Genomic DNA, 14,111 nt, shown 5'->3' on the forward strand with positions numbered 1-14,111 from the left:
CATCGCGAAGCAAAATAGCTGCGCACTGCCATCCTCCGCTGTCGCTCCGGCCCGCTGCTCGAAGCGATCAGCGGGTTCTGGTCCGGTCCGCCCGCCGTCTTGGGGATCGCTATGGAAGGCCGCGATCGGCGCGGCACCGAGCACAGACGAGACCCACATGTCCGACCAGCACGACGAGATGCGTGAGCCGCACGACACCCGGTCGACGACCGACGACGCCTTGGCCGAACTCCAACTGTATGGCTACCGGCCCTTTGACGACGAGCCTGATCCGCGGCCGCTGCCGGAGGGCAGGGCCATCACCGGTGCGGTCGCCGACATCTTCGACGCCCTGGTGGCGACGCTCTCCGACACTCGCCTTGAGCCCGAGCTCAAGGATCTGTTGTGGTCGGCGGTCAACCTATTTCACCGTGCGACGATGCGGATCGAGCGCGAGCTCGACGACAACGAGCAGGCGCAGCGCTCGAGTCAGCGTGAGCAGAACGGCTCGGAGGTCCGCTCCGTCGAGCTCGAGCGGCTGACGTCGGAAGGACTGTCGCTGATCGAGCGCCGGAACGTCCTGGAGCTGTTTCGTGATCTCGCCGCGGAGGCCTTCGAGCTGCATACGCGATCGCCCTGGCGCCCGCGATCGGGCTCGCAGGTCAACCACCGCACGCTGACGGCCGCCATGATCGACTCCCGCGACTTCCTCGCCGCCAAGCGCCGCGCCGACACCGAGATCATGCTGCCGCCGGGTCCGAAGATCGCACTCACCGGCGGACCTGACTTCAATGACGTCGCGCTCTTGTGGGACCGGCTCGACAAGGTCCACGCCAAGCATCCCGACATGGTGCTCCTGCACGGTGGCTCGCCAAGAGGCGCCGAACTGATCGCCTCCAAATGGGCCGCGAACCGGAAGGTGCCGCAAGTCGCCTTCAAACCGGACTGGACGAGGCATAACAAGGCCGCCCCCTTCAAGCGCAACGACGCCATGCTGGAGACGCTTCCGATCGGCGTGATGGTCTTCCCCGGCTCCGGGATCCAGGGCAACCTCGCCGACAAGGCCCGTCGCCTCGGTATTCCCGTCTGGACCTTCGGGAAAGGCGGCGCGTGAGCGCCGTCAACTCCTCAACGCTCTGCCGATCTCACAACGCGTCGGACGCCGCTCGAGCGTCGGCATGACTCTCCGTAACTTTGTCCAAATCAGGATTCATATTGTTCGGATCGCGCCGCGGTGGTGGTGGAAGGCGCATCCCGTCATAGCTTTGCAGGGAGGCCACCGCCATGCCCGCGATTGCTCTCATCCTTGGACTGTTCAGCGTCGGACTATTGTGCCGGGCGCTATTCAGGCTGGCTATTCACGCTCTCCCGTTCTTCGTTGCGGTCAGCACCGGCATGGCGGCCCTGAATGCCGGCATCGAAATCGGGTGGGCATTTGGGGCCGGCCTGATTGCGGCAGTTGTTACGCTGGCCGGCGGTCAATTTCTGTTCGCCGCCTCGCGATCCATGCTGGTGCGCGGGATCGTTGCGGCTGCTTTTCTTGTTCCGGCCCTTGTCGCCGGCCATCATGCGGCCAAGGGACTTGCTTTGCTTGCCGGGCCTTCAGAGGTTTTGGGCGAGATCATCGGATGGTCAGGGGCACTCCTCGTCGGTGCGGGCGCATTGCGCCAGTTGCTTGGACCCGATCTGCCTCGCCGGTTTCGGTCCGATCAGGTTGGCGATCAGCCTCACCGTTCATCGCGGCTATGAGCCTGACGGCGCCGCCGGGCCGACCGCTGTTCTGCGTCAGATCGAGGATTGCCCCGCGGTCGAGACTGCGTAGCGCATCCGTCCGCGGAGGTCTGCGGTCTTCTTCCAGGCCAGCGCATCGCCCGACGCCGAGAACGATCCCGCTGCTGCTGTAAAGGTCTTCCTTTTTTAAGACAGAAGGGCCTTTGATCGTTAGCAGCGCCTTCGAGTCGGCTACTAAAGAGTAGATATAGTAAGCTGCTGGGCAGCAGAGCTGACGCTCTTGAATAGTTCGTCAACCAGACGCGGAGCTCGAAATCGATATAATCGGGCCAGGACCAGGTTTTGAGGCCGGTCGACATCCGCGAGCGGTCGCGATGTCAGTGTCCCGTGACCGTGGACGTTGTAGGGTGGCACGAAGTTGAGAAGTGAAAACCCGAAGCCATTCGCAACCAAGCTGCGTACCATCTCGAATGAATCGACACGGTGCGCAACATTCGGACTGAGCCCGCGGTTTCCGAACAACGACAGGAAATAGTCGCGAGTCCGCGGCTGATCGAGCAGCACCATCGGCAGGCCGACCAGATCCGACAGGGAGCAGCTCTGACTGGACGCGAGCGGATGATCGCTCGGCAGCACCACCTGGACCGGCATCGATCGTAGTGGCGAGGGGTGCAGCGTCGTCGGAATATCGTAATCGTAGACGATGATCAGGTCGAAGCTTCCGTTATGCAGGCCGTCGAGCAGCGCTTCGTGCTTGTCGGCGCGCCAGCGCATTTCGATCTCCGGATGCGTCTCCTGCAGGTCGCGCAGCACCGGCGGGATCAGATAGGGCGCGATGGTCGCGAGGCATCCAACGCTGATGCGGCCCGCGGCTCGAAACGGTCCCCGCTGTGCGACGGCTTCGATCTCGCGGGCATGGAGGAGAATGTTCCTGGCGTGTGCGGCGAGATCCTGTCCGGCCGAGGTCAGCACGAGGCCGCGCGCGTGACGCCGGATGAAGAGCTGCGTCTGCAGGAATTCCTCGATCTGGGAGATCGCCGTCGAGATTGAAGCCGACGACACGTTCAGCGTTTCCGAGGCGCGCAACACGCTTTCGCTGTTCGCGGTTGCGAGAAAGTACGTGAGCTGGCGCAGCGAAAGTTTGGGGACGGCCTCTCCGACCTCGATCTGGTCCTTGTATTTATCGCTCGCCAAACCGGCCTCCGTTCCTCAAAGGCGTGGGTTTCGAGCAATCTTTGCCCTATTCGTGAGCGTTGTCGCTGCAAACTTGGGCAGTTCAAGATTTCCAAACTGATCGTGCATGTAACTATTATTGGCAGAACCAGCGCCCCGCACAATACTCGAATGAGACAAATTCCAACGACCCGCGCGAGCGGCACGAGGCGGCGATGGTTGCACAGAAACAGTTTCTCACGACGGCCTATGGCGGCTATCTCAAGCAGGAGACGCCCGGCGAGAACGTCGAACTCACTCATGTGGAGAAGGGGGCACCCGCCGGCGAACTGCTGCGCCGCTATTGGCAGCCGATCGCGTTGACGTCCGAACTTGGTGATGTCCCGCTCGGCTTCCGCATGTTCGGCGAAGACCTGGTGGTATTCCGCACCACCAAGGGAGAGTACGGCATTCTCGACCGCCACTGCAGCCATCGCGGCACGTCGCTCGAATTCGGTCTGCCGACCGAGAACGGATTGCGCTGTTGCTATCACGGCTGGCTGTTCGGTGTGAACGGGCAGGTCCTGGAAACGCCCGGTGATCCGCCCGGGAGCGCGCTCAAGGACCGGCTGTTCCACGGGGCCTACCCCTGCAAGGAGTACAAGGGTCTGATCTTCGGCTACTTCGGGCCGCCCGGCAGCATTCCGGAGTTTCCCATCTTCGACAGCTACGACTATCCGGGCGACAAGCTGGTGCCGTATTGCGTTACCTATCCGTGCAATTGGCTGCAAGTGCAGGAGAACGTCATGGACCCGGCGCACGCCGTGTTCTTGCACACCCGCGTCACCTTCTCGCACTTCTCCGACACCTGGGGCGAATTGCCGGTGATGGAGTTCGTCGAGACGCCGACCGGCATGATCTACGTCACCACCCGGCGCTGGAAGGACAAGGTCTGGGTCCGCTCCAACGACATCATCATGCCGAACCTCGCGCAGGTCGGGCACATCTGGGAGGATGGCCAGGACGCCAAGCAGTTCGGCCGCGTCGGCATCACCCGCTGGACCACGCCGATCGACAACACGACCTGCAAGGTGATCGGGTGGCGGCACTTCCACCCCGAGGTCAATCCACGCGGCATCGGCAAGGAGGAGGATTGCGGCCTGGAGAAGGTCGATTTCTACGGCCAGGGCGCCGGCGGCTCGTTCGAGGAGCGGCAGCGCCTGCCCGGCGACTACGACGCGATCGTCACCCAGCGTCCGATCGCGCTCCACGCGCTGGAGCACCTGACTTACTGCGACAAGGGCGTGGTCATGCTGCGCAAGCTGCTGCGCCGCGACGTCCGCAAGGTCGCTGCCGGCGAGGAGCCGCCGCGCTCCGCGCTCCGCTCCGGCGGGCTGATCCCGACCTACTGCCACGACACCGTGCTGGCGATCCCGCCGATCGCCGGTGTCGACGATATCGAGTTGCAGGAAGAGATCGGGCGCCGTGTCACCGAGATCGTGACCGAGGGCGATCATCACGCCGCCGACGATCGTCATGAAGCCGTGCGCAGGCTTCTGAGCGAATACGAGCGCGCCGCCGCATCGCAGGCCGCGGCCTGAGCTTCAAGGAAAGAGATCACGTGTCGAGCAAAAGTCCTATTCATTCTGGCGCCGTGGCCTGGACCGGTGAAAACCCCGGTATCTATCTGAAGGACACGCAGGATGGTCCTTGGACCGGGCTGATGTGCTTCTTCCGCATCTTCTATTCCGCGTACGGCATGGGCAGCGGCATCGTCGTGCTGGATCAGCCGGGCGTCGCCAAGGGCCGTCCCGAAGTCGACAATTTCTGCATCAGCGACAACGAACCGCTCGCCAAATATCTGATCGCCGAGTTCTTCTCGAAATTTGCGTCTTTCCGGGTGTCACCCGGTATCGGCGCGGTGACGCACCTGCCGATGATCGAGTGCCGCCGCGAAGGCAGCACGCTTTCGACCTATTCGGAGATCGTGCGCAGCGCCGATGTCGAAGTGGTCGCGACCTGGTCGAAGCTCAGCGCTCCCTACGCGGTCGATATGCCTGCGGAAAGCGGCCCGACCAAGATCCACCAGATGTACAGCCTGTTCCTCGACGCGGGCGAGGGCTCGGTGACCGTCAACGGCCGCCCGCTGGCCGGCAGAGTGATGCAGCGCGATTTCGCCGGCACACGCAAGAGCACTGCGTTCCTCGCATTTTCCGAATCCTGGATGCAGGTCTAGCGCGCGAAGGAGGACCGATGTCCGACGCCTTACAGTTTCTCATCAGTGGACTGGTGGTCGGCAGCATCTACGGGCTGATCGGCGTCGGCTTCACCTGCATCTACAACGTCACTGGCATCGTCAACTTCGCGCAGGGCGATTTTGCGATGGTGGGCGCGATGAGCGCGATCGCGCTGAACGTCGCCGGCGCGCCGCTCTGGCTGGCCATCCTGCTCGCCATCGTGATCACCTGCGCGGTTGCGGTGCTCATCGAGCGCATCGCGATCCAGCCCGTTCGGGGCGATGTGATGCGCGGTATCATCGTCACCATCGGGGTCGGTGTCGTGCTGCAAGGGATCGCCGCGATCATCTGGGGCACCGACGCGCAGCCGATGCCGGCGTTCTCCGGCGAGAAGCTGATCCACCTGCTGGGCGCAACCGTGATGCCGCAGTCGCTGTGGGTGATCGGCATCGGCATCGTGGCGATGGGCGGCCTCGATCTGCTGTTTCGCCGCACCTATCTCGGGCAGATGTTCCGCGCCTGCGCCATGAATCCGTTCGCCGCGCGACTGGTCGGCATGAAAGTCGAGACTATGAGCCTGGTCGGCTTCGTCATGTCGGGAGCGCTTGGTGCAATCGCCGGAATCGTGATCGCTCCGATCGCGTTGACCCAGTATGACACCGGCCTTCAACTCGGCATCAAGGGCTTCGTCGCCTGCATCGTCGGCGGCTTCGGCGGCCCGATCGGCGCCGCCGTCGGCGGCCTCGTGCTCGGCGTGCTGGAGGCGTTCTCTGCGGGCTATGTCAGCTCGGGCTACAAGAACGCGATCGCCTTCGCACTGCTGCTCGGCTTCTTGCTGTTCCGTCCCGGCGGCCTGCTTGGCGACTATGATCGGGTGCGCGCATGACATCGTGGCGTATCCTCGCTCTGATCGTCGCTCTGCTGGCCTGCGCTGCGACCGGCAACGGCTATCTGGTGAGCCTGCTGGTGGTGATCGGCCTGCAGGCGCTGCCCGCCATCGGGCTCGCGCTGATCGCTGGCTTCACGGGCCAGATTTCGCTCGGCCACGCCGCCTTCTACGGACTCGGAGCCTATGGCGCTGCGCTAATCGGCAAATGGCTCGACATTCCCGGCTGGCTCGACATCCTGCTATCGACCGCCGTGGTGGCCCTGCTGGCCTGGGGGATCGGCTGGCTCGTATTCCGTCTCAAGGGCCACTATCTGGCGATGGCGACGCTGGCGTTCGGCATCATCGTTCAAATCTGCTTCGTCGAAATGCACGGAGTCACCGGAGGTCCGGATGGGTTGACGGGCATCCCGCCGCTCCGCCTGATCGGGTTCACCCTAGGCAACGATTTCGCCATGCTGCCGGTCGTGTGGCTGGCGACGATCGCCGCAATCCTCGGCGCGCAGAATCTCGTGGCGTCGCCGACCGGCCTCGCGATGCGGGCGATCTCGGAAAACGAAGCCACGGCGCGTTCGGTCGGTAACGACGTGCAGTCGACCAAGCGCTCGATCATGATGGTCAGCGGCCTGTTCTGCGCACTCGGCGGCGGACTCTACGCTCACTACATTGGCTATCTCAGCCCAGGTCCGTTCGACGTCGGCTTCTCAATTAAGCTCCTGCTGATGGTCGCGATCGGCGGTTTCGCCGATGTCTGGGGCGTGCTGATGGGCGTCATCTTCATCACCTTGATTGGCGAACTACTGAAGCCGCTCGGCGCGTACGACATCGTGGCCTATGGCGCATTGCTCGTTGTCAGCGTGATCTACTGTCCCGACGGATTGCTGCGCGGCATCGCGACGCTGGCGTCGCGCGCTCGGCGGACGGGCGCGGCGGGGAGCATGCGATGAGCGGGCCGCTTCTCTCGATCCAGGCCGCATCCGTGCAGTTCGGCGCCTTCCGGGCGCTCACCGACGTCAGCTTCGACGTCGGCGCCGGCGAACGGGTCGCGCTGATCGGCCCCAACGGCGCCGGCAAGACCACGCTGCTCAATGTCCTCTCCGGTGAGATCACCCCGCAGACCGGCTCGGTGCGGTTCGACGGCGAAACGATCACCGGCGAAGCACCGCACGATATCGTCGCGCGGGGACTGGCACGCACGTTCCAGGCTGCCGAACCGTTCCAGCGGCTCTCGGTGCGCGAGAATGTCATGGTGGGCGGTGTCCCGCGTCATCGTCTCGGGTTGCTGCAGTCGATGATTGGCCGCGGTGCGGCGCTTCTCGGCCATGGCAAACTGCGGCGCGAGGCCGATGCGCATCTCGCCGCGGTCGGTCTGTACGAGCTCGCCGACCAGTCCGCATCGATCCTGACCGCCGGGCAGCGCCGGCTGCTCGGCATAGCACGGGTGCTCGCCTCGGGCGCGCGTATGCTGGTGCTCGATGAGCCCGGTGCCGGCCTGAACGATCTCGAAAAGCGCGCGCTCGGCGACATCATCCTGTCGCTCTCGCGTGCCGGCAAGACCATTCTGTTCATCGATCACGACATGCCGCTGGTGAGCCGACTGGCGCGGCGCATCCTGGTACTCGACCAGGGCCGCATCATCGCCGACGGCGAGCCGGCAGCGGTGCGTCGAAATCCGCAGGTGCTCGAGGCGTATCTCGGCCGCCGCGACACTGCGCCTGAGGCGCCGAAAGTGATCCGCGCCGTCGCACCGCCGCTGCTCCAGATCGGCGGCCTCGATGTCAATTATGGCGGCCTGCGAGCGCTCGATCGCGTCTCGCTCGTCGTCGGCCGCGGAGAGATCGTCGCGCTGGTCGGCGCCAACGGCGCAGGCAAGAGCAGCCTGCTGCGGGCGGTCGCTGGCGTGGAGCCCTGCACTGCCGACGGGATGACGTTCGACCATGTCGACCTGCGCGGGGTCGCGGCGGACCGACGTGTCGCGGGCGGCATCAGCCTGGTGCCGGAGGGGCGCGCGCTGTTCGGCTCGCTCACGGTGCTGCAGAACCTCGCTGCGGGCCGCTACGCGCTGCGCCGGACGCGGGGCTTTCACCATGTGATCTGGCGCAGCGCTGCCGAGCGGCGCGGCTTCGAGCAACGGCTGGAAACCGTCTATCAGCTGTTTCCGGTGCTGAAGGAGCGTGCCGATCAACTCGCTGGGACGCTCAGTGGAGGCCAGCAGCAGATGGTGGCGATCGGTCGCGCCTTGATGGGTGAACCCAAACTGCTGATGCTCGACGAGCCGTCGCTCGGGCTGGCGCCGCAGGTGCTCGCCGAGATCCTGCGCTGTGTCGAACGGCTGCGCGATCAGGGTCTGACGATCCTGCTGGTGGAGCAGAACGTGACGGCCGCGCTGTCGATCGCGGATCGCGGCTACGTGCTCGCCAACGGGCGGGTCGTTGCGGAGGGGCCGGGTCGGACGCTGTTGCAGGACCGCCACCTCACCGAGGCCTATCTCGGCTCGAGCCAGGCCGAACCGTACGGCGCGGACGCAGGCCGCAGCGCCGTCGCGATCAACGGAGGCTGATTTGTCCGAGCATGACCCGGCTGCGATCGCGCGCCCAGCCGAGACCAGCCTTCACCCTGCGGACCGCGCCGCACTGGTGCGGATGCACGCGGTGCGTCCGGTCTGGCGCGGTGTCGCATCTGCGCAGGACGTCATCGCGTTTCCGGACCGGACCATTCTTCATGCCGGACCGCCGGTGCGCTCTGGTGCGATCGCAGCGCCGATTCTCAACAGCACCGTGATGGCGATCCTGTTCGAAGGTTGGGCCAAGGACGAGACAGCGGCCCGCGCGATGCTGACGCACGGCGAGGTGCAACTGGCGCCGGCGCAGGATGTCGGCGCAATGGTGCCGCTTGCGGCGGTGCTCTCGCCCAACATGGCGGTGCAGATCGTGGCCGACGCCGCCGATGCGGCGAACACCACATATAGTCCGCTCAATGGCGGGATAGCGCTGGCGCAGCGGCTAGGGCTGTGCAGTCGCGAGGTGCTGACGCATCTGCGCTGGATGAACGGCAATCTCGCCGCGACGCTTGAGATCGTTGTCGACAACGACATTCCGCTGATCGAGATCGCCGACAGCGCGCTGATGGAGGGCGACGATTGCCATTCGCGCACGTCTGCGGCGACGCGCCGGCTGATCGAGCGGATCGCGCCGCGGCTCGGCGGCGACACGCCGGAGCGCCGATTCCTGGACAGGGCTTCTGCGTTCTTCCTCAATCTCTGGATGGCCGCGGTGAAATGCATCGCCAACGCCGGGGTGGGCGAGGGCAGCAGCATCATCACTGCGCTCGGCGGCAACGGCGTCGATTGCGGCATCAAGCTTGGCGGCAGCGGCGAGCATTGGTTCGTCGCACCGGCGGAGCCTCCCGAAGGCAATCTGCTGCCAGGCTTTCAAAGCAGCGATCGCCTCGGCGCGATCGGCGACAGCGCGTTGGTCGATGCCGCGGGTTTCGGCGCCATGACCGCAGTGTCGCTCCCGCAAGCCCGCGGCCCCGCGAGCGATCGCGAAGACATGCTGCCCGCGGTTCATCGCGGATTCAAGCGCAGCGGGATCAAGGTCGGAACGGTCGCCCGCGCCCTCGTGAGAGGCGGTACGCCGCTCGATATCGTGCTCGGCATTCTCGATTGCAACGGACACAACGGCCGCATCGGCGGCGGAATCTACCGGCCGCCGCTGTATCCGTTCACCGCCGCGGTCGCTTCGCTCGCACCCACGACCTTACCAGCCCAGGGGATCTGACGATGAATACCAAAGCCATGCTGGCCGCGCTGATGCTCATGACGGCCGCCACCGCCACCCGCGCGGACGACACCATCAAGATCGGTGGCCTGCTCGAGACTTCCGGGCCGCTCGCCTCGCTCGGCCAGCCGGGACTCGAAGGCGCAATGCTTGCCATCGAGCAGATCAACGCCAGGGGCGGCATCGCCGGCAAGAAACTCGAACTCGACAACGTCAACACGGAGGGCGACAACACCAAGTCGGTCACCGCCGCCAAGCGGCTGCTGGAACAGAGCGGCGTGGTCGCGCTGGTCGGCCCGATGAACAGCGGCTCGTCCTATGCGATCAGCGACACCGTGCAGAATGCGTCGACGCCGATGATTTCCAATGGCGGCTCCCGCGGCATCGTCATGCCTGCGCAGGACAAGAAATGGCTGTTCCTGTCGCCGCTCACCGACGCGTTGGTGCAGAGCGTCATGATGACGGACATGCAGAAGCGCGGGGCCAAGAAGATCGCGCTGCTACACGCCGACTCGCCGTTCGGTACGAGCGGTCGCGACCAACTCGTCAAGAATGCGGAATCATTCGGCCTGACGATGGTCGCGCAAGAATCCTACGCCAATGCCGACAAGGATATGACGCCGCAGCTCACCAAGATCCGCAGCGTGCAGCCGGATGCGGTCGTGATCTGGGCGACCGGTCCGGGGCAGGCGATAGCGGTGAAGAACTACCGCCAGCTCGGTCTCACCGCTCCGTTGTACATGTCTCACGCGGCCAATGACTTCAATTTCCTTAGGCTCGCCGGTGGATCGGCCGATGACGTGCTCATCCCGTCGTCGAAGATCTACGTGATCGATTCGCTCAAGGACTCTGATCCGCAGAAGGCCGCGCTGCAGAGCTTCGTGACCGATTACCAGAAGAAGTATGGCAAGCCGCCGGCGACCTTCGCGGGCAACGCCTATGATGCTGTCAACATGATTGCCGCTGCGATCGGCAAGGCGGGCGCGGACCGCGCCAAGATCCGCGATGCCATCGAAGGCCTGAAGGACTTTGTCGGTGTGACTGCGGTGTATTCTTACGGCCCGGACGACCATTTCGGCGCCAAGGCCGACAGCGTCGTGATGCTGACGGTGAAGGACGGAAAGTTCTCGCTCGCACAGTGAGCGCGTGCAGCCGACTGGAGTGAACCGATGCCCACCGTTTCTCTCATCTTTGTGGATGGCGATCGCGCCCGCGTCGAGGCGAAGCCCGGCGAGACCATTCTCGCCGCCGCGCGCCGCAGTGGAATCGCGCTCAGTTCGGACTGCGAAGTCGGCGACTGTCAGACCTGCCGGGCGACGTGCCTGGGCGGCGATCTGGACTACGAAGAAGGAACCTCGGTGTCGCTGTCGCAGGACGAGATTGACGCCGGCGAGATGCTGCCCTGTGTTGCGCTCGCCCGCAGCGACGTGCAGATCCAGTTGCCCTATGAGCGCGCCAAGCTCATCCCGGCGAAGCCGTTTTCTGCGAAGATCGAAAGCGTCGAACGGCTGAGCGCGTCGGTGGTCCGGGTCGTCTATCGGACGCTCGGACTGTCGCCGGTCAGATTCCTGCCGGGCCAATACGTCAATCTGCAAGTGCCGGGGACGGCGGAATGGCGCTCCTATTCGATGGCGAACTCGCCTCGCGACGACCGCGGCTTGGAGTTTCTTGTCCGTCTGATCGACGACGGTGCAATGTCGTGCTATCTGACCGAGCGGGCCGCATCCGGCGATGTTGTTCAATGCCGTGGCCCGCAGGGTGTTTTCTATCTGAGGTCCAGCGATCGGCCGGTACTGATGGTGGCCGGAGGCACGGGCGTGGCGCCGATGGTGTCAATGCTGCGGCAGATGAAGGCGACCGGCGAAAGCCGCGAGGTCACGCTGTGCTTCGGCGTCAATACCGCCGGTGATCTGTTTTTCCTCGACGAGCTGCGCGAGATCGCGCGTGCCATCTCCAAGTTGGATTTGCGAATCTCGGTTGCTACGGGGCCGTGCCCAGCCGACATCAGCCAGGGGGTGGCACCCGACCTGATCGGGCGACGATCCCTGGATGGCTACGATGTCTATCTATGCGGCCCGCCAGCGATGATCGACAGTGCGCGCCGCGTCGCAATCGAGCTGGGGGCTGCTCCCGACAGCATCATTGCCGAGCGGTTCGTGGCAGCCGGCGTCCCAAAGCGAGCAGCCTAGCTTCCGAGTATGAGCCACGTCGTTCTGGAGATTGCGACCCACCGCGGACGATCTTTTCCAGCCCAAGGCATTGGCTGATAGGCGTGAGGCATGTCTCTGGAAACGGGACTGAAACCGTCACGCCCTTTTCTTGTCGACGCCTTCTGATCGTACGCCTAGCCTGTCCGCCGTCTTGTGCGGCCGCGGCTCACCATGTCTCTCCTGGAAGCTGATCGGGACGGCAACGCACCTTGCCTCGTGATGGCTTGATCTGGCCGAAGGCCGGCTGCGCCTCGATCGCCTGAGCGCAACGCCACCGGCCAACTTTCTTCCCCTGGGCGGAGCGGCCCATTCCTCGCGGGACAAGAAAGTTGTCCGGCGCCGTCCTCCGCTGCCGCTCCAGCCCTGCGGGTGCGCCGTCGATCGCCGTTCGCCCGAGATGCGCCATCGAGGCCGCGGTGGTCGCGGCCCGAACCAGCCAAGGAGAAACAACATGGCTTCCATCGGTTCCTTCAAGAAGGTCGGCGACGACTTCCAGGGCGAGATCATCACCCTGAGCCTCAAGGCCAAGGGCGTGCGCATCGTCCCCGAAGCCAACCGCTCCAGCGAGAACGCGCCCAGCCACCGCGTCTACGCAGGCCGAGTGGAGATCGGAGCCGCCTGGGCGCGCCGATCCGAAGAGGGACGCGACTATCTCTCGCTCAAGCTCGACGATCCCTCGTTCAACGCCCCGATCTACGCCAATCTGTTCGACGACGAGGGCGGCGAGGGCTACACGCTCCTCTGGTCGCGGCCGCGCAAGACGGCCGAGTGAGCCGATCGCGCCCCGTCCGGACCTGCCGGGCGGGGCGCATCGTAGGTGGTTGGCCGTTTCGGCTGCGCGGACTGCTCCTTGCCGGTCTTACCTTTGAAGTAACCGAGAAGTTATTGCCCCAGCGGGCATTTGCCGTCGGCCAGAGAGCGAAATGCGCGATCGGCTGGGATCGTGGAAACCACCTTGTAGTAGTCGAATGGCTTTTTCGATTCTTCCGGCTTCTTGACCTCGACCAGATACATGTCGTGAACGACCCGGCCGTCGACGCGTACGGTCGTCTTGCCAAACAGCGGATCATCGAAGGTGCCGGCGTCGCGCATTGCCGCTACGACAGCGGCGCCGTCCTTGGCGCTCCCGACCTTCTCGACGGCCCGCAGATAGGCCAACGTGGCGGAATAAGTGCCGGCCTGGCTCATCGACGGCACCTTGCCGTTGCTGCGCTTGGCGAAGCGCTCGGCGAAGGCGCGAGTCTTGTCGTTCAGGTCCCAGTAGTAGGCAGTGGTCAGCATCAGGCCGTTCGCTGCCTTCAGGCCGAGCGCATGAATGTCGTTGATGAAGAGCACCAGGCCGACCAGCTTCTGCCCGCCGGCGACGATGCCGAACTCGCCGGCCGTCTTGATGGCGTTGATCGTATCGGTGCCGCCATTGGCGAGGCCGATGATCTCCGCCTTTGAGGCCTGGGCCTGCATTAGGAAGGATGAGAAATCCATGGCGTCGAGCGGATGCCGCACGGAACCGAGAACCTGGCCGCCATTGGCCTTGACGACGTCCCCGGCTTCCTTCTCCATGGTCGTGCCGAAGGTGTAATCGGCCGTGAGGAAGTACCACCTCTTGCCGCCGTTCCTGACGATCGCGTCGGCCGTGCCGTGGGAATTCGACCACGTATCCCAGGTCCAGTGCAGGGTGTTCGGCGTGCAGGATTTTCCGGTCAGCTCGGACGTGCCCGCCGTGGTCGCGATGAGAACCTTGTTTCTCTCCTTCACCAGTCCCGCAAGTCCGAGCGCGATGCCGGAGGTCGGGATGTCGACGATCATGTCGACGCTTTCGGCATCAATCCAGCGGCGCGCAATCGCTCCGGCGATATCGGTCTTGTTCTGCGCGTCTCCCGAGACGAGCTCGACGGACAGCTTCTTCGAGCCCGCGTTGAAGTCCTCGATCGCCAGCTTGGCCGCTTCCAGAGACCCAGGGCCGCTGAAATCGGAATACGGCCCTGACATGTCGCTGAGCACGCCGATCTTGACCGGCGTCTGGGCGGCGGCGCTAGAGGCGCCGAGCATGAGAGCGAATATTGCAGCACTCGCCGTCAGAATGGTCTTCATCTGTTTCCTCCTGTCATTATGATTTTGATTGCCTTGACGGCGCCGC

The 14,111-nt window shown here is 64.5% G+C and carries 13 protein-coding genes; 11 read left to right on the top strand and 2 right to left on the bottom strand.

What is annotated here, in order from left to right:
• The first annotated feature begins 157 nt into the window (after positions 1 to 157).
• Both QX108_RS23770 and QX108_RS23775 read left to right on the top strand, forming a co-directional pair.
• Positions 158 to 1,093, top strand: coding sequence for a DUF2493 domain-containing protein (locus QX108_RS23770; protein WP_315783211.1), 936 nt, complete (start codon positions 158 to 160; stop codon positions 1,091 to 1,093).
• A gap of 170 nt (positions 1,094 to 1,263) precedes the next feature.
• Entirely contained in the window at positions 1,264 to 1,728 is a 465-nt protein-coding gene (locus tag QX108_RS23775; RefSeq protein WP_315783213.1) for a hypothetical protein, read from the top strand.
• 216 nt (positions 1,729 to 1,944) lie between these two features.
• Here the strand turns inward: QX108_RS23775 and QX108_RS23780 are convergent, their stop codons facing one another.
• A complete protein-coding gene (locus tag QX108_RS23780; protein WP_315783215.1) occupies positions 1,945 to 2,904 on the bottom strand; it encodes a LysR substrate-binding domain-containing protein in 960 nt (319 codons plus the stop codon).
• A gap of 194 nt (positions 2,905 to 3,098) precedes the next feature.
• Here QX108_RS23780 and QX108_RS23785 point away from each other — a divergent pair, with 194 nt between their 5' ends.
• From QX108_RS23785 to QX108_RS23825, 9 genes are all read left to right on the top strand, one after another.
• On the top strand, positions 3,099 to 4,463 hold the full coding sequence (locus QX108_RS23785; protein WP_315783217.1) for an aromatic ring-hydroxylating dioxygenase subunit alpha: 1,365 nt from the start codon (positions 3,099 to 3,101) through the stop codon (positions 4,461 to 4,463).
• 20 nt (positions 4,464 to 4,483) lie between these two features.
• Positions 4,484 to 5,098, top strand: a complete 615-nt coding sequence (locus QX108_RS23790; RefSeq protein WP_315783218.1) for a hypothetical protein — start codon at positions 4,484 to 4,486, stop codon at positions 5,096 to 5,098.
• Between the two features lie 17 nt (positions 5,099 to 5,115).
• On the top strand, positions 5,116 to 5,985 hold the full coding sequence (locus tag QX108_RS23795; RefSeq protein WP_284417321.1) for a branched-chain amino acid ABC transporter permease: 870 nt from the start codon (positions 5,116 to 5,118) through the stop codon (positions 5,983 to 5,985).
• Positions 5,982 to 6,932: a branched-chain amino acid ABC transporter permease gene (locus QX108_RS23800; protein WP_315783221.1), complete on the top strand. Its 951-nt coding sequence runs from the start codon at positions 5,982 to 5,984 to the stop codon at positions 6,930 to 6,932. Before QX108_RS23795 ends, QX108_RS23800 begins: the two co-directional genes overlap by 4 nt.
• On the top strand, positions 6,929 to 8,545 hold the full coding sequence (locus QX108_RS23805; RefSeq protein ID WP_315783222.1) for an ATP-binding cassette domain-containing protein: 1,617 nt from the start codon (positions 6,929 to 6,931) through the stop codon (positions 8,543 to 8,545). The genes QX108_RS23800 and QX108_RS23805 overlap by 4 nt, the downstream gene beginning before the upstream one ends.
• Position 8,546: 1 nt before the next feature.
• On the top strand, positions 8,547 to 9,764 hold the full coding sequence (locus QX108_RS23810) for a DUF1116 domain-containing protein (protein WP_315783224.1): 1,218 nt from the start codon (positions 8,547 to 8,549) through the stop codon (positions 9,762 to 9,764).
• Between the two features lie 2 nt (positions 9,765 to 9,766).
• Positions 9,767 to 10,906, top strand: a complete 1,140-nt coding sequence (locus QX108_RS23815) for an ABC transporter substrate-binding protein (RefSeq protein WP_315783226.1) — start codon at positions 9,767 to 9,769, stop codon at positions 10,904 to 10,906.
• Between the two features lie 27 nt (positions 10,907 to 10,933).
• Positions 10,934 to 11,953 (top strand): 2Fe-2S iron-sulfur cluster binding domain-containing protein, encoded by a 1,020-nt coding sequence (locus QX108_RS23820; protein ID WP_315783228.1) that lies wholly within the window; start codon positions 10,934 to 10,936, stop codon positions 11,951 to 11,953.
• Between the two features lie 472 nt (positions 11,954 to 12,425).
• On the top strand, positions 12,426 to 12,746 hold the full coding sequence (locus QX108_RS23825) for a DUF736 domain-containing protein (protein WP_006611602.1): 321 nt from the start codon (positions 12,426 to 12,428) through the stop codon (positions 12,744 to 12,746).
• Between the two features lie 110 nt (positions 12,747 to 12,856).
• On the opposite strand, the gene QX108_RS23830 is transcribed toward QX108_RS23825, so the two are convergent.
• Positions 12,857 to 14,065: an ABC transporter substrate-binding protein gene (locus QX108_RS23830; protein WP_315783231.1), complete on the bottom strand. Its 1,209-nt coding sequence runs from the start codon at positions 14,063 to 14,065 to the stop codon at positions 12,857 to 12,859.
• Positions 14,066 to 14,111: the final 46 nt, after the last annotated feature.

Origin of the sequence: Bradyrhizobium sp. SZCCHNR1002 (assembly GCF_032381435.1) — a bacterium.
GTDB classification, from domain to species: Bacteria; Pseudomonadota; Alphaproteobacteria; order Rhizobiales; family Xanthobacteraceae; genus Bradyrhizobium; species Bradyrhizobium aeschynomenes.